16 protein-coding genes are annotated in these 15,548 nt (G+C 68.2%); 3 read left to right on the top strand and 13 right to left on the bottom strand.

What is annotated here, in order from left to right; genetic code table 11:
- Positions 1–17: 17 nt before the first annotated feature.
- From AC3WQM_RS14195 to AC3WQM_RS14160, 8 genes are all read right to left on the bottom strand, one after another.
- The gene (locus AC3WQM_RS14195) at positions 18–689 is read right to left on the bottom strand and encodes a transaldolase family protein (protein ID WP_492679529.1); all 672 of its coding nucleotides are present in this window, start codon (positions 687–689) and stop codon (positions 18–20) included.
- A 25-nt stretch (positions 690–714) separates the two neighbouring features.
- Entirely contained in the window at positions 715–1,503 is a 789-nt protein-coding gene (locus tag AC3WQM_RS14190) for an L-iditol 2-dehydrogenase (RefSeq protein ID WP_492679527.1), read from the bottom strand.
- Positions 1,500–2,879: a D-arabinitol 4-dehydrogenase gene (gene dalD / locus AC3WQM_RS14185; RefSeq protein WP_492679796.1), complete on the bottom strand. Its 1,380-nt coding sequence runs from the start codon at positions 2,877–2,879 to the stop codon at positions 1,500–1,502. Before dalD ends, AC3WQM_RS14190 begins: the two co-directional genes overlap by 4 nt.
- A 90-nt stretch (positions 2,880–2,969) precedes the next feature.
- The gene (locus AC3WQM_RS14180; RefSeq protein ID WP_070059983.1) at positions 2,970–4,007 is read right to left on the bottom strand and encodes an ABC transporter ATP-binding protein; all 1,038 of its coding nucleotides are present in this window, start codon (positions 4,005–4,007) and stop codon (positions 2,970–2,972) included.
- Positions 4,008–4,024: 17 nt separating this feature from the next.
- The gene (locus AC3WQM_RS14175; RefSeq protein WP_013539656.1) at positions 4,025–4,849 is read right to left on the bottom strand and encodes a carbohydrate ABC transporter permease; all 825 of its coding nucleotides are present in this window, start codon (positions 4,847–4,849) and stop codon (positions 4,025–4,027) included.
- A gap of 13 nt (positions 4,850–4,862) precedes the next feature.
- Positions 4,863–5,720, bottom strand: coding sequence for a carbohydrate ABC transporter permease (locus tag AC3WQM_RS14170; RefSeq protein WP_062472670.1), 858 nt, complete (start codon positions 5,718–5,720; stop codon positions 4,863–4,865).
- 58 nt (positions 5,721–5,778) lie between these two features.
- The gene (locus AC3WQM_RS14165; protein WP_492679525.1) at positions 5,779–7,092 is read right to left on the bottom strand and encodes an ABC transporter substrate-binding protein; all 1,314 of its coding nucleotides are present in this window, start codon (positions 7,090–7,092) and stop codon (positions 5,779–5,781) included.
- Between the two features lie 176 nt (positions 7,093–7,268).
- Positions 7,269–8,210 carry a LysR family transcriptional regulator gene (locus AC3WQM_RS14160; protein ID WP_487847996.1) on the bottom strand — a complete coding sequence of 314 codons (942 nt, stop codon included), beginning with the start codon at positions 8,208–8,210 and terminating at the stop codon, positions 7,269–7,271.
- A 93-nt stretch (positions 8,211–8,303) separates the two neighbouring features.
- Here AC3WQM_RS14160 and AC3WQM_RS14155 point away from each other — a divergent pair, with 93 nt between their 5' ends.
- Positions 8,304–9,284, top strand: coding sequence for a Bug family tripartite tricarboxylate transporter substrate binding protein (locus AC3WQM_RS14155; RefSeq protein WP_492679523.1), 981 nt, complete (start codon positions 8,304–8,306; stop codon positions 9,282–9,284).
- A 38-nt stretch (positions 9,285–9,322) separates the two neighbouring features.
- Entirely contained in the window at positions 9,323–10,384 is a 1,062-nt protein-coding gene (locus tag AC3WQM_RS14150; RefSeq protein WP_492679521.1) for a 4-hydroxythreonine-4-phosphate dehydrogenase PdxA, read from the top strand.
- A gap of 59 nt (positions 10,385–10,443) precedes the next feature.
- On the opposite strand, the gene AC3WQM_RS14145 is transcribed toward AC3WQM_RS14150, so the two are convergent.
- The 4 genes from AC3WQM_RS14145 to tal form a co-directional block, all read right to left on the bottom strand.
- Entirely contained in the window at positions 10,444–10,776 is a 333-nt protein-coding gene (locus AC3WQM_RS14145; protein ID WP_492679519.1) for a DUF805 domain-containing protein, read from the bottom strand.
- A 227-nt stretch (positions 10,777–11,003) separates the two neighbouring features.
- Positions 11,004–11,336, bottom strand: a complete 333-nt coding sequence (locus AC3WQM_RS14140) for a DUF805 domain-containing protein (protein WP_492679517.1) — start codon at positions 11,334–11,336, stop codon at positions 11,004–11,006.
- Between the two features lie 173 nt (positions 11,337–11,509).
- Complete coding sequence (gene pgi, locus AC3WQM_RS14135; RefSeq protein ID WP_492679515.1) at positions 11,510–13,063, bottom strand: glucose-6-phosphate isomerase; 1,554 nt, start codon at positions 13,061–13,063, stop codon at positions 11,510–11,512.
- A 2-nt stretch (positions 13,064–13,065) separates the two neighbouring features.
- Complete coding sequence (gene tal, locus AC3WQM_RS14130; protein ID WP_492679513.1) at positions 13,066–14,022, bottom strand: transaldolase; 957 nt, start codon at positions 14,020–14,022, stop codon at positions 13,066–13,068.
- A 243-nt stretch (positions 14,023–14,265) separates the two neighbouring features.
- Here tal and AC3WQM_RS14125 point away from each other — a divergent pair, with 243 nt between their 5' ends.
- A complete protein-coding gene (locus AC3WQM_RS14125; protein ID WP_489059057.1) occupies positions 14,266–14,928 on the top strand; it encodes a lipocalin family protein in 663 nt (220 codons plus the stop codon).
- Here the strand turns inward: AC3WQM_RS14125 and AC3WQM_RS14120 are convergent.
- Positions 14,874–15,536, bottom strand: coding sequence for an HAD family hydrolase (locus tag AC3WQM_RS14120; RefSeq protein ID WP_095948292.1), 663 nt, complete (start codon positions 15,534–15,536; stop codon positions 14,874–14,876). The two genes, AC3WQM_RS14125 and AC3WQM_RS14120, sit on opposite strands and share 55 nt — an antisense overlap.
- Positions 15,537–15,548 lie beyond the last annotated feature (12 nt).

Below are 15,548 nucleotides of genomic sequence, written 5' to 3'. Positions count from 1 at the left end.
TGGATTTTCTTCTTCTGTCAGGGCAAGGCGCGGGCGTCGGCCAGGAAACCCGCTTCGGCAGCCAGGGTGGCGGGATGGTCGAGCAGCTCGGCAAAGAGGCGTGGCGGAATGGTGATGGCGCCCACGCCCAGCCCCAGCAGCGACAGGTAGGCCGCGCGCGAACGGATGCTCGCCACCAGCAGCCGCGTGCCCGAAGAAGGCCGTTGCACGACCAGCGACTGCATCTGCGCGATGAGCGCCAGCCCGTCGATGCCGGCGTCTTCGAGCCGGCCGAGGTACGGCGCCGCATAGGCCGCGCCCAGTTGCGCGGCGAAGTGCGCCTGCTCGGGCGCGTACACGGCGGTCCAGGTGACGGGCACGCCCTGGGCGATGAGCCGCGCGCCGGCGTCCAGGCCCTGGCGCGTGGCGGGAATCTTGATGACGAGCTGGCCGCGGTCGAACTGCGGCAGCAGGACGGCGGCGTCTTCCAGCATGCCGTCGACCTCGCTCGAATACACCTGGGCCTGCACCTGGCGCGCGCCCAGGTCGATGCAGCGTTTCAGCAGGTCGGGCACATCGGCGCGCCCCACGCCGGCGCGTTGCAGCAGCGTCGGGTTGGTCGTCACGCCGTGCACCACCGGGTGCGGCAGGCAGGCCTGCAGCTCGGCCAGGTCGGCGCTGTCGAGGTACAGGTGGAAGTCGTCGTTCATGCAGAAATGCGGAAGGAAGGTGAGTTCAGCTCATGACATTGCCGCCGTCGACATTGAGGGTCTGCGCCGTGATGTAGCGCGCCTCGTCGCTGGCGAGAAACACCGCCGCCCCGGCAATGTCGCCCGGCACGCCCATGCGCCCGAGCGGCACGGCGAGGCCGACACGCCGCTTCTTCTCGCCCGGCGCCAGCCCTTCGGCCTTGGCGAACAGGCTGTCGACATGGTCCCACATCGGCGTGTCGACCACACCGGGGGCGATGCCGTTGACGCGGATGCCGTGCGGCGCCATGGCCAGCGCGGCGCTCTGCGTGTAGCTGATGACGGCCGCCTTGGTCGCGCAGTAGTGCGACACCAGCGCCTCGCCGCGGCGCCCGGCCTGCGAGGCCATGTTGATGACCGACGCGCCCGGCGTGCCGGCCTCGACCATGTGGCGCAGCACGGCCTGCATCACGAAGAACATGCCTTTCACGTTGACGGCGAAGAGCCGGTCGAACGAGGCTTCGTCGCTGTCGAGCAGCGGCGCGAGGTCGAACACGGCGGCGTTGTTGAACAGCGTGTGGATGGGGCCGAAGGCGACCTGCGCCTCGGCCAGCATGTGCGCGATGGCCTGCGTGTCGGTCACGTCGGCCGCGATGTAAGCGAGCGTGTCGGGGTGGGCTTGCTGCAGCGCGCGCACGGCCTCGGGCGCGGCGGTCGCGCGGTCGATCACGCTGCAGCGCGCGCCTTCGGCGATGCAGGCCTCGGCCACGGCCAGGCCGATGCCGCCGCCAGCACCGGTCAGCAGCACATGGCGGTCTTGCAGACGGCCGCTCATGACGCGGCCTTCTCTTCGATGAAGCGCGCCACGCGCTCGCCGGCACGGCGCACCGCGTCGACCAGCCGCGCATCGCCCGCGAGGCTGCCCCACAGCCCGGCATCGGCGCACAGCGCCGCCACGGGGTCGGCCGCGTCGCACATGGCGTGGGCCACGGCATCGTCCATGCTCTGGTCCTGATAGGCATAGGGCAGCGCGCCCTTGTGCCAGCGCTGCAGGAACGCGAGGAACAGCGCGGGCAGCATCGCCACGCTGTCGATGCCCTGCCCGGCTGCCAGGCGCTCGCGCACGGTCGGCGCGATGAAGCCCGGGATCTTCGAGAAGCCGTCGGCCGCCACGCGCTGGTTGGTGTCGCGGATCGCGGGGTTGCCGAAGCGGTCGAGCACCACGTCGCGGTAGGCCGCCAGATCGATCGGGCTCGGGCTCAGGCACGGAATGACGTCGTCGGTCACGTAGTCGAAGGCCATGCGGCGGATGGCCGCGTCGTGCGTGCCTTCGTGGATGAAACCCAGCCCCGCCAGCGTGCCGGCCCAGGCGATGCAGCTGTGCGTGGCGTTGAGGATGCGGATCTTGGCCTCTTCATACGGTTGCACCGACTCGACCAGCTCCACGCCCACGCGCCCCCAGTCGGGCCGGCCGGCAATGAAGTCGTCTTCGATCACCCACTGGATGAAGCTCTCGCCCGTGACCGCCGCGCCGTCGTCGCGGCCCGTGGCGGCCAGCACGCGCGCACGCAGCTCCGGCGGCGGGCGCGGCGTGATGCGATCGACCATCGCGTTCGGGCAGCGGGTGTTGGCGTCGACCCAGGCCTGCAGCGGCGCGTCGCCGACGCGCGCGATGAACTCGAGCAGGCCTGCGCGAAAGCGGTCGCCGTTGTGACGCAGGTTGTCGCAGTTCAGCAGCGTCACGGGGCCCGCCTGCGCGGCGCGCCGTGCCCGCAGGATCGCGCAGACCGCGCCGTAGATCGTCTCGCCGGCCTCGCCGCGCCGCGCGCGTTCGATGTCGGCCGCGAGGTCGGCGAACGACAGGTCGAGCCGGCCCTTGGTGTCGAGGTAGTAGCCCGCCTCGGTCACGGTGAAGGAGACGATGCGCGTGGACGGCGCCGCGCCGCGTGCGATCACCGGGGCCAGCGAGGGCTCGTACGGCAGCACCTCGCGGATCGCCTCGATCTGCTCGTAGCGGTACTCACCGGCCGGCGACACCGTCTCGAGCGTGTAGCGCCCGCCCTGGGCCTGCAGCGCCGCGACGACCTCGGCCATGTCGGGCCGGATGTTGGCGCCCGACAGCGACCAGCGGGTGTCGCCCGCATCGATCAGCCGCTGCAGGTAGACGGCCTGGTGGGCGCGATGGAACGAGCCGAGGCCGAGGTGAAGCACCGTGAATTCCGAAGGCGCCGGTGGGGTGGGCACGAGGCCCGCTGCTGCGAGGGTCACGGGGAAGGTCCGTTGAAAGTGAGGGTCGTCGAATCAGGCGGCCACCGCGCGGCCTTCGCGGCTGAACAGGTGCAGCACGGACGGGTCAAGCTCGACCGCCACGTCGTCACCAGCCTGCAGCGGCGTGCGCTCGTTCTGGCGCGCGATGAGCGGCACGCCACCCACGTCCACGTGGATCAGCGTGTCGGCGCCCAGCGCCTCGATGAGCTCGACGCGGCCCGGCACGCCGGCGGCCGCGCCCTGCTTCGGATGCACGCGCAGGCCTTCGGGGCGCACGCCCAGGAAGCCGTCGCTCGGCAGGCGCCCGCCGGTGGCGGCGGAAAAGCTCGGAATGGCGCTCGCCGCCACCATGTTCATCGACGGCATGCCGATGAACTGCGCGACGAACTGGTTGGCGGGGCGGTCGTACAGCTCCAGCGGCGTGCCGACCTGCTCGATGAGCCCGTCTTTCAGCACCACCACGCGGTCGGCCAGCGTCATGGCCTCGACCTGGTCGTGCGTCACGTAGATGGTGGTCGCGCCGAGCGCGCGGTGCAGCTTGTGGATCTCGACGCGCGTGTTGCCGCGCAGCGCCGCATCGAGGTTCGACAGCGGCTCGTCGAAGAGAAACACCTTCGGCGCACGCACGATCGCGCGCCCGATGGCCACGCGCTGGCGCTGGCCGCCCGACAGGTCCTTCGGCGTGCGGTCCAGGTACTGCGTGAGGTTCAGCGTCTTGGCCGCGTACTCGACCTTCGTCTTGATCTCGTCCTTGGCCACGCCCGCGAGCTTCAGCGCGAAGGACATGTTGTCGTACACGCTCATGTGCGGGTACAGCGCGTAGCTCTGGAACACCATCGCCAGGTCGCGCTTGCCCGAGGGCGTCCAGGTGATGTCCTTGCTGTCGAGCAGCAGGTTGCCGCTGGTGATGGGTTCGAGCCCCGCGATCAGCCGCAGCAGCGTCGACTTGCCGCAGCCCGAGGGCCCGACGAAGACGATGAACTCGCCCTTCTGGATCTGCAGGTCGACGCCCTTGATGATGTGGACGTCGCCAAAGCTCTTCTTGATGTTCTTGAGTTCGAGGTAGGCCATGAGATGTCTCCCTTTCTTTACTTGACGGCGCCGAAGGTCAGGCCCTGCACGAGCTGCTTCTGGCTGAACCAGCCGAACACGACGATGGGCGCGATGGCCATCAGCGAGGCGGCCGACAACTTGGCCCAGAACAGGCCCTCGGGGCTGGAGTACGACGCGATGAGCGTGGCCAGCGTGCCGGCCTTGGCGGAGGTGAGGTTCAACGCCCAGAAGGCTTCGTTCCAGCTCAGCACCAGGCACAGCAGGCCGGTCGATGCGAGCCCGCCGACCGACAGCGGCATCACGACATGGCGGAACTCGGTCCACAGGCTCGCGCCGTCCATGCGCGCCGCCTCGAGGATCTCGTTCGGAATGTCCTTGTAGGCGCTGTAGAGCATCCACACCATGATCGGCAGGTTCGACAGCGTGAACACGATGGTCAGCGCGGTGAGCGAGTCCAGCATGCCCGCGGTCTGCGCGAGCACGTAGATCGGCACCAGCGCACCCACGGCCGGCATCATCTTGGTGGAGAGCATCCACATGAGGATGTCGCGCGTCTTCTTCGTGCGGAAGAACGCCATCGAGTACGCGGCGGGCGCTGCGATCAAGAGGCCGAGGATCGTCGAGCCCAGGCTGGTGATGAGCGAGTTGCGCGCGTACAGCAGGTAGTCGCTGCGGCGCTGCACTTCGCCGAAGTTGTCGAGCGTGGGCTCGAAGATGAACAGCGGCGGCACATGAATGGCCTGCAGCTCCGTCTTGAAGGCCGTGAGGAACAGCCAGCCGAGCGGGAAGAACAGAAGCAGCGCCACGGCCCACGCACCGACGGTGCGCAGCAGCTGGGGAAGGAAGTTGCTGGGTTGCATGGTCGTTCCTTCTTCAGTCGAGGTTCTTGCCGATGATGCGGATCAGGAACACGGCCACGATGTTGGCCAGCACCACCGCGAACAGCGCACCGGCGGAGGCCACGCCCACGTCGAAGTTCATGAGCGACTGCTTGAAGATCATGTAGGTCATGTTCGTGCTCTCGTTGCCCGGGCCGCCATTGGTGGTGATGGCGATCTCGGCGAACACGCTGAGCAGGAAGATCATCTCGATCATGATCACCACGGCCATCGGGCGGCCCAGGTGCGGAATGGTGAGATAGAAGAAGCGCTGAAACGAGCTCGCGCCGTCCATGCGCGCGGCTTCCATCTGCTCGCGGTCCAGCGACTGCAGCGAGGTGATGAAGATCAGGCACGCGAAGGGCAGCCACTGCCACGCCACCATGATGATCACGGAGAAGAGCGGCACGTCGGTGAGCCAGTCGACCGGCTGCGCGCCGAAGAAGCGCCACACGTCGGCCAGGATGCCGTAGATGGGGTTCATCATCATGTGCTTCCACAGCAGCGCGTTCACTGCGGGCATGACGAAGAAGGGCGAGATCAGCAGCACGCGCACGATGCCGCGGCCGGGGAAGGGTTCGTTCACCAGCAGCGCGAGCAGCACGCCGAACACCACCGTGATGACGATCACGCTGCCGATGAGCAGCAGCGTGTTCCACGTGGCCGGCCAGAAGTCGGGGTCGGTGACGAAGTAGTGAAAGTTCTCGAGGCCCGCGAACGTGCGTTCGCCGGGCTGCATGAGGTTGTAGTTCACGAACGAGAAGTACAACGTCATCAGCAGCGGCACGATCATCCAGAGGAAGAGCGTGAGCACGGCGGGCGCCATGAGGGCGCGGGGCAGGAGTCTTTTCATGGTCTGTTCCTCTCAGGCTGCGGCCCTCTCCCCGCGGGGAGAGGGGAAGAAGCGCGGCTTATTTGTAGTAGCCCGCTTTCTTCATCTCGCGCTCAGCGGCGAGCTGCGAGGTCTTCAGCGCCTGGTCGACCGTGACCTTGCCCGACAGCGCCGCGCTCATCTGCTGGCCCACCGCCACGCCGATGGCCTGGAACTCGGGAATGGCCGCGTACTGCACGCCGACGTACGGCGACTTGGGCAAGGTGCTGTCGCTGAGGTTGGCGCTGTCGATGGCCTTCTTCTCGGCCGCGGCGAACTTGGCGACCTTCTGGAACTCGGGATTCGCGTAGGTCGACTTGCGCGTGCCGGTGGGCACCGTGCCCCAGCCGTGCTCCTTGGCCACGAGGTTGACGTACTCCTTGGAGGTCGCCCACTTCACGAAGGTCTGTGCGGCGGCGCCCTTGGTCGAGCTGGCGGGAATGGCCAGGTTCCAGGTCCACAGCCAGTTCGCGCCCTTCGGCGTGACGGCGACGGGTGCCTGCGCGAAGGCCACCTTGTCGGCCACCTTCGACTGCTTGGGGTCGCTGATGAACGAGGCCGCGATGGTCGCGTCGACCCACATGCCGCACTTGCCTTCGTTGAAGAGCGCCAGGTTCTCGTTGAAGCTGTTGGCCGAGGCGCCCGGCGGGCCGTAGGCCTTCATCAGGTCGACATAGAAGCCGATCGCGTCCTTCCAGGGCTTGGTGTCGATCTGCGGCTTCCACTGCATGTCGAACCACTGGCCGCCGTTGGTGTTGACCAGCGTGGTCAGGAAGGCCATGTTGTCGCCCCAGCCCGGCTTGCCGCGCAGGCACATGCCGTACAGGCCGCCCTTGGGGTCATGGATCTTGCCGGCCAGCTCCTTCACCTGCGCCCAGGTGGGCTGCTCGGGCATCTTGAAGCCGACCTTGTCGGCCAGGTCCTTGCGGTACATGAGCATCGAGCTCTCGCCGTAGAACGGCGCGGCGTACAGCTTGCCTTCGTGCGACAGGCCGGCGCGGATGGCGGGCAGCAGGTCGTCGGCGTCGTAGGCGGCGTCGGTGGCGATGGGCTGCAGCCAGCCCTTCTTCGACCAGATCGGCGCCTCGTACAGGCCGATGGTCATCACGTCGAACTGGCCGCCCTTGGTGGCGATGTCGGTGGTCACGCGCTGGCGCAGCGTGCCTTCCTCGAGCGTGACCCACTTGAGCTTGATGTCGGGGTTGGCCTTTTCGAAGAAGGGCGTGAGCTTCTGCATCTCGATCATGTGGCCGTTGTTGACGGTCGCGATCACGAGTTCGGTGGGGGCGGCGTGGGACACAAGGCCCGTGCCGATGAGTGCGAGGGCGAGGCCCGCTTTCAGAAAGCGCTTCATGGTGTCTCCTTGGGTGAGCGACGCCTCGGTATCGTGGTCGCCGTGCCCGGATTCTGGAGAAACGCGCTTGCAGTTTTGGTATTTCGAGAGTCACCACCAGTACTCTCATGCACCAGTTGGCTAGTGAAATCCCTAGTTGATGCAATTCAGGATGGAAAACTGTCTGTCTGAAGTTCTCATGCGTGCCCGCCGCCGCCCAGCAGCTGGCGCCGGAACTGCGCCGCCGCCGGCGACAGCGCGCGGTCCTCGCGGGTGATCAGGCAGATCGGCGGCACGCGCACCGGCAACTCCACCGGCACGGTGCGCAGCACGCCCAGGCGGGCGTAGTGGCTGGCCTGCGAAGCTGGCATGACGGCGGCCATGTCGGAGTTCTCCAGCAGCGCCGTGATGGCGATGGGCGATGCCGTTTCGATGATGTCCAGCCGCGCCTGGATGCCCGCCTCGCGCATCGCCGCCTCGAAGCGCCCGCGCTGCGGCGAGCCCGGCGGCTGCAGCACCCACGACCAGTTCGCCATCTCGGCCAGCGTGACGGTGGCCGTGCGCTCGAACACCGGGTGCGCCGCGCGCACCACGACCACCTGCGACTCGCCCAGGAGCGGCACGCTCGCGTACTTCGCCTCGTCGTGGCCATCGGTGAGGCGGCCCAGCACGAGGTCGACGTCGCCCTGCTCCAGCTGTGCCTGCATCAGGTCGCTGGTCTCGACCACCACCGACACGGCCACCTGCGGATGGCGCAGGTGGTACTCGACCAGCGCCGGCGCCAGCAGCCCGGACACCGCGCCCGGCACACTGCCCACGCGCAGCGCGCCGCTCAGGCCCGAGCGCAGCGCGAGCATTTCCTCGCGGGCGGTGCCGAAGTCGCTGAGCACGCGGTGGGCGTAGCGGATCAGGATCTCGCCGTAGGGCGTGGGGGCCATGCCGCGCGCCAAGCGCTCGAAGAGCTGTTCGCCCAGCGACTCCTCCAGCTGCTGCAGCAGCTTGGTGGCGGCCGGCTGGCTGATGTTCATGGCCTCGGCGGCGCGGCCTAGGTGGCGGTGCGCATCGAGCCGGGCCAGCAAGAGCAGCTGGCGCGGCCTCACATGCAGCATCAGCGAGGCGTCGGTGAGGCCGGGTTTCATGCACAAAAGTATATGGAGCTTCGGCCTTTTTCGATTGGATCGCGCGACCGAAGCTCCGTAGGCTCGGGCCCACAACAAGCAGGAGACGACGCGATGACCCTCTTTCCCCTGGCCCGCGGTGCCGGCCTGGCGGCGCTCCTGGCGCTGGCCGCCTGCCTGAACGCGGGTGCGCAGCCGGCCTACCCCGACAAGCCGCTGCGCATCCTGGTCGGCGCCTCGCCCGGCGGCGGCACCGACATCCTTGCGCGCGTGCTGGCCGACAAGTTCGCGCCCGTGCTGAAGCAGCCCGTGACGGTGGAGAACCGCCCCGGCGCATCGAACACCATCGCCGGCGAACTCACAGCCCGCGCGCCGGCCGACGGCGCCACGCTGCTGCTGGCCACCAACACGGCGCAGGCCGTGGCACCGCACATCCTCAAGCTCAAGTACGACCCGCTGAAAGACCTGCAACCCATCGGCCTCGTGGCCGTGATGCCCAACGTGCTGGTGGTGTCGGCCAGCTCGCCCTACAAGTCGGTGAAGGACCTTCTGGCCGCGATGGCCGCGAAGCCCGGCGGCTTCAAGTACGCGTCGTCGGGCATCGGCAGCACGCAGCACGTGGGCGGCGAAGCCTTCAACCTGGCCACGGGCATGACCTCGATCCACGTGCCCTACAAGGGCAGCTCGCAGGCGCACATCGACATCATCTCGGGCGAGGTCGAGATGATGTTCGACAGCACCTCGTCGGCCATGGGCCAGATCCGCGCCGGCAAGTTCCGCGCGCTGGCCGTGAGCGCGCCGCAGCGCTCGCCCGAGCTGCCCGACGTGCCGACGCTCGCCGAGCAAGGCGTCAAGGGCGCCGACGTGTCGACCTGGTACGGCCTGTACGTGACGGCCGGCACGCCGCGCGCCGCCGTCGAGCGGCTGAGCGCCGAACTCACACGCACGATGGGCCTGGCGGACGTGCAGTCGCGCATCAAGGCCCTGGGCGGCGAGCCCGGCACGCTGACCGGCGAACCCTTCGCGGCGATGAACCGGCAGGAGTTCGACCACTACGGCCGGCTCGTGCGCGACGCGCGCATCAAGGCCGAGTGAGGCCGTCCTTCCCCTTCTTTTTTTCTCAGACATCGACCATGCCCATCCCCTCCTCCTCCCCGCGCGTGACCTCCGCCAAACCCCGCATCGCCGTGCTGCTGGGCGACCCCAGCGGCGTCGGCCCCGAGATGGCCGTGAAGCTGCTCGCGCGCCAGCGCAACCTCGACGCCGCGCGCGTGCTGCTGATCGCCGACCCCGTCGTGCTGGCCGCGGGCGAGCGCGTGGCGGGCGCGAAGCTGGCCCCTTTGCAGGTGAACACCCTCGACAGCCTGCGCTTCGAGGACGGCCGTCTGAGCCTTCTCGTGCGCGACTGGATGGCGGGCGAGGCGCCGGTGCTCGGCGAGTCGAACGAGCGCTCCGGGCGTGCCTCGTTCGAAGCGCTGGAGCTGGCCACGCAGGCCGTGCGAAACGGCCAGGCCGACGCGATCCTCTTCGCGCCCCTCAACAAGCATTCACTGCGGCTCGGAGGCCTGACGCACGAAGACGAGCTGCGCTACATGCAGGAGCGCTTCGCCGTCACGGGCTTCGTCTGCGAGTTCAACCTCACCGGGTCGCTGTGGACCTCGCGCGTGACCTCGCACATCCCGCTGAAGGACGTGGCCCGGCACATCACCGTGGAAGGCGTGCGCGACGCCGTGAAGATCATCGCGTCGGCGCTGCGCCGCGCCGGCGTGGCACAGCCGCGCATCGCGGTGACCGGACTCAACCCGCACGCGGGCGACGGCGGCTCGATCGGCATGGAAGAGATCGAGATCATCGCGCCCGCCATCGAACAGCTGCGTGCCGAAGGCCACGATGCGCGCGGCCCCTTCTCGCCCGACACCGTGTTCATCGGCGCACGGCGCGGCGACGTGGACGCGGTGGTGTCGATGTACCACGACCAGGGCCAGATCGCGATGAAGCTCATGGGCTTCGAACAGGGCGTGACCTTGCACGGCGGCCTGCCCGTGCCCGTGGCCACCTCGGCCAGCGGCAGCGCCTTCGACATTGCCGGCAAGGGCATGGCGCAGATCGAAGGGCTGCAGCAGGCCTTCGATCTGTGCGTGCGGATGGCAAGCGGCGCGCCGGCGCCTGCGTCCGTCGAGGCGACAGTGGCCTGAGCCACCTGGTGCCCCAAAGAAAAAAGGGCCGCGTGTGCGGCCCTTCGAAGGAAAAAAGCTCAGGCGCTCGGCGACTCGCCGTAGCCATTGGCCTCGGGCTGCGACCGCCCGACCCAGAAAAAGATCACCACGAGATTGATGAGCGGAATGATCAAGAGCAACTGAAACCATCCACTCTTGTCCACATCGTGCAAGCGGCGCGCCCCCGCAGACAGCGAAGGCAGCAGCAACGCCAACCCCACGATGAAGCCCACGAAATCATGAATCAGGTTCGCCGAGAAAAGGACGACCAGTTGCGCCAATGCAAACCACCAGAATTCCGACCGCGACGCCCGCCCGCTGAAATCGACGTACTTGCGCAGGCACGTCTGAACTGCGGTTTGAAAATCCATCATTCACTCTCTCCTCTTGACAGGTCCCCGGGGAAATTCCCCCGGCAGATCATATCGACGCGCTCCTGCCCACAAGCCCTCGAAGCCAGCCGACCCACGGCGGGCGCCGTGCCCCGGCGTGCGCTGGCTCACATCGCGACTTCGGCAATGCCGTGTGTGTCGAAGCGTCGGCCGCAGCCCAAAGAAAAAGGGCCGCTTGCGCGGCCCTCGTCGGAGAGGAAAGCAGCTCAGGCGTTTGGTGGCGCGCCGTAGGCGTTGGTCTCGGGCTGCGTCGGTTGAACGACGAAGTAGATCAGCACCAGGTTGATCAGCGGGATGATCGACAGCAGCAGGAACCAGCCGCTCTTGCCGATGTCATGCAGGCGGCGTGCACCCACTGCGAGCCCCGGCAGCAGGAGGCCCAGCGCTGCGATGGCGTACACATAGCGATGGATCAGGCTCGTCACGACGAGCACCCCGATCTGGGCCAGAAAAAACCACCAGAATTCCGAACGCGACGCACGACCGCTGAAGTCGGTGTACTTGGCGATGCACGTCTTGACCGCTGTTTGAAAGTCCATTGACTCGCTCCTCTTGATGAATCCCAGGGAAATTTCCCCGGGGCCATCATATCGGCGCACTGTGCAACGACAAACTCGGCCAAACCGGCCACCGCGCTGCAAACCAATGGCCTAAAGGCCTAGTGGATAGCGCCTTTGGCCAAGGCTCGCAAGCCTTGCGATGAGGTGCGCCGTCAGGCGCTCAACCGCTTCAGCAGGCCGGCCGTCGAGGCATCGAGCCCCGAGACATCGCCCGAGGCCAGGCGCGGCTCGATGTCGCGCGCCAGCACCTTGCCGAGTTCCACGCCCCACTGGTCGAAGCTGTTGATGCCCCACAGCGCACCGCTGGTGAACACGCGGTGCTCGTACATCGCGAGGAAGGCGCCCAGCGCTTCGGGCGTGAGCTTCTCGAACACGAAGAAGGTGCTCGGCCGGTTGCCCGGGAAGTTCTTGTGGCCGCCCTCGTCGAGCTTGCCGACCATCAGCGCCTGCGCCTGCGCGAGCGCGTTGGCCAGCAGCTTGGGGTGGTGGCCGTCCAGGTCGTGCGAGGCGTCGCGCACCGCCATGAACTCGAGCGGGATCACGTCGGTGCCCTGGTGCAGCATCTGGAAGTAGGCGTGCTGGCCGTTGGTGCCGGGCTCGCCCCAGAGCACGGGCGAGGTGCCGAAGGCCAGCGGCGCGCCGCTCGCATCGACCTGCTTGCCGTTGCTCTCCATCTCGAGCTGCTGCAGGTAGGCCGGCACGCGCTTCAGGGCGCTGTGGTACGGCGCGATGCTGCGGCTCGTGAAGCGGTGGAAGTTGCGGTACCAGACGTCGAGCAGGCCCAGGCGCACGGGCAGGTTCTGCTCGAGCGGTGCGGTGCGGAAGTGCTCGTCCATCGCATGCGCGCCCGCCAGCAGCCGGCGAAAGCCGTCGGCGCCGATGGCCAGCGCGATCGGCAGGCCGATGGCCGACCACAGCGAGTAGCGCCCGCCCACCCAGTCCCAGAAGCCGAAGGTGGTGTCGATGCCGAACTGCTTCGCGGCCTCGACGTTGGTGGTGAGCGCGGCGAAATGGCCGGCGATGTCGGTGCCGCCCGACTGCTCGTACCAGCGCTTGGCCGAAAGCGCGTTTGTCATCGTCTCAGCCGTGGTGAAGGTCTTCGAGGCGACCAGGAACAGCGTGTGCTCGGGCGCCAGGCCCTTGAGCACGCCCGCCAGCTCGTGGCCGTCGACATTCGACACGAAGTGAAAGCGCTTGCCCGGCGCCACGAACTCCGCGAGCGCCAGCACGGCCATCTGCGGGCCGAGGTCGGAGCCGCCGATGCCGATGTTGACCACGTCGGTGATCGTGTGGTCGCTGCGCACCTTCTCGGCGTAGGCCAGCATGGCGTCGAGCGTGACGTGCACCTCGCGCAGCTCGTGGACCGTCTGGCGGCCGGTGGCCGCGTCGGCCGGCGCGCGCAGCAGCGTGTGCAGCACGGCGCGGTCTTCGGTGTTGTTGATGTGCGCACCCGCGAACATGGCGTCGCGGTGGGCCTCGAGGCCGCATTCGCGCGCCAGCGAGAACAGCAGCGCCTCGGTGCGCGCGTCGATCAGGTTCTTCGACAGGTCGGCGAAGACGTGCGGCGCCTCCTGGCTGAAGCGCGCGAAGCGCCCGGCGTCGTCCACGAAGGCATGGCGAAGGTCGAACTGGCGGCCGGCCGTGTCGAAGCTGGACTGCAGTTGCGCCCAGGCCGGCGCGCGGTCACAGCGCAGGGTCATGGTCATGTTTACTTGCCGCTTTCCTGCATGAGCTTTTCGAGCTTCACGGCGTCGGCTGCGAAGGCACGGATGCCTTCGGCGAGCTTCTCGGTGGCCATGGCGTCTTCGTTGAGCGCGAAGCGGAAGCCGGCTTCGTCGTAGCTCACCTTCTCTGCGTTGCCGCTCGCGGCAGCCTTGGCGTCGAGCGCGTGCGTGAGCGGCTCGTTGCTCGCGGCCAGCTCGGCCAGCAGTTCGGGGCTGATGGTCAGCAGGTCGCAACCGGCGAGCGCCTGGATCTGCCCCACGTTGCGGAAGCTCGCGCCCATGACCTCGGTCTTGATGCCTTGCTGCTTGTAGTAGTTGAAGATTTCACGCACCGACTTCACGCCGGGGTCGTTGGCGCCCGCGCTGGCGGCTTCGTCCCACTTCGCACCGGCCGACTTCTTGTACCAGTCGTAGATGCGGCCCACGAAGGGCGAGATCAACTGCACTTTCGCGGCGCCGCAGGCCACGGCCTGCGCGAACGAGAACAGCAGCGTGAGGTTGGTGCGGATGCCCTTCTGCTCGAGCAGGCGCGCGGCCTCGATGCCTTCCCAGGTGGAGGCGACCTTGATCAGCAGGCGCTTCTCGGTGTCGATGCCCTCGGCCTTGTACAGCGCCACGATGCGCTCACCGCGGGCCACGGTGGCGGCGGTGTCGAACGAGAGGCGTGCGTCGACTTCGGTGGACACGCGGCCCGGAATGATGGAGAGGATTTCGGTGCCGAAGCGCACCAGCAAGCGGTCGATGACCTCGTCGAGCGGCTTGCCGGCCTGGGCCTTCACGGTTTCATCGAGCAGCGGCCGGTACTCGGCCTTCTGCACGGCCTTGAGGATCAGCGACGGGTTGGTGGTCGCGTCCTGCGGCTTGGAAATGCTGAGCTGCTTGAAGTCGCCGGTGTCGGCAACCACGGTGGTCCACTGGCGGAGTGCATCGAGTTGGTTCATGAAATCAATTATCCGGGGAGGGGTGTGACAAGTCCTGCACGCAGTTGCGCGGCGGTCGATGTTTTCATGCGAACCGTAGCACGGGTTTTCGCGAAGCTCCATCGGCCTGCAGCGCGAAGGGTTGTCGGCCGCCCTGCCCTACAGGGGCTGTGGTCCCCGGCTGACGGCAGCCGGCCGCGGCCGAAGGCACTCTGAACCTGACACGGCATCCACGCCGAGAACGACTTTTCCCCAGGAGCCCTCATGACCCCTCGCCCCCAACCCGCCGCCGGCCGCCCCTTCGACGACCGCCGCACCAGCCACGCGATCGGCGCCATGGCCACCGCCTTCGTCGTGGGCGGCGTGGCCACCTGGTACGCGCTGGGTGCCGCACGCACGGCCCGTGCCCGGCCCGCCGGCCCGGCCGACGGCGCCCCGCTGATGCGCGCGCCGCTTCAGGTGGTGGCGCCGGTCGATCTGCACCGCTACGCCGGCGTCTGGCACGAACAGGCGCGGCTGCCCAACCGCTTCCAGAAACAGTGCGCCGGCCCGGTGAGCGCCGAGTACACGCCGCAGCCCGACGGCACCGTGCAGGTGCGCAACCGCTGCGTGCGCGACGACGGCAACTTCGACGAGGCCATCGGCAGCGCGCGCGTGGTGCCCGTGGCCGGCCAGCCCGGCGCGGGGCGGCTGCAGGTGCGCTTCGCCCCCGCGTGGATGGGCTGGCTGCCGCTGGTGTGGGGCGACTACTGGATCCTGAAGCTCGACCGCGACTACCAGGTGGCCCTGGTCGGCACGCCCGACCGTGAGTACCTTTGGGTGCTGTCGCGCGCGCCGCGCCTGGAGGACGACGCGCTGCAGGCCGAGCTGGACTACGCCCGCAGCCTGGGGTTCGACACCGACAAGGTGGTGCTCACCGGCAGGTAGCGCTGCAGTTGCGCCGGCAGCTTGTCGGGCGCGGTGCAGTGGATGGCGTGCCAGCCGAAGGCGCGGGCCATCTCGACGTTGGCGGCCGAATCGTCGATGAACACCGTCTGCTCGGGGTCGAGGCCGTGGCGCATGGCCAGCAGCTCGTAGATCTCGCGCTCGGGCTTGAGGAACTTCACGTCGCCCGAGAACACGCCGCCGTCAAAGCGCCGCATGAAGGCGTGCCGGCGCTCGAGGGCGCGGGCGAACGGCACGGGCATGTTCGACAGGTAGTACAGCCGCAGCGGCTCGCCGGCGTCGCGCTGCACGAGCAGCTCTTCGAGCATCGCGACCGTGACGTCGATCGGCGCCAGCCGCTCCCCGAGCCCGTCGAGCATGGCGTGCAGCGACTCGGCCGGCAGCGCCAGCCGCGCCGACATGCGGGCGATGGCATCGTCCAGCGTGCGGGTGCCGCAGTCGAAGCCGGTCCAGTCGTCGTGATGGAAAAGGGCCCGGCCCAGGGCCGCGGCGGCGGCTTCAGTGGGGGCGTGAGAGGGGAGATGGGCCTGGACCAGCCGTGCCGGCTCCCAGGCGAACAGCACGGCGCCAAGATCGAAAACCACGTTCATGGCGCCATTGTT

It is taken from the genome of Variovorax sp. FW301-JW7 (assembly GCF_058788795.1).
This window is presented reverse-complemented; position numbering and strand designations above follow the sequence as displayed.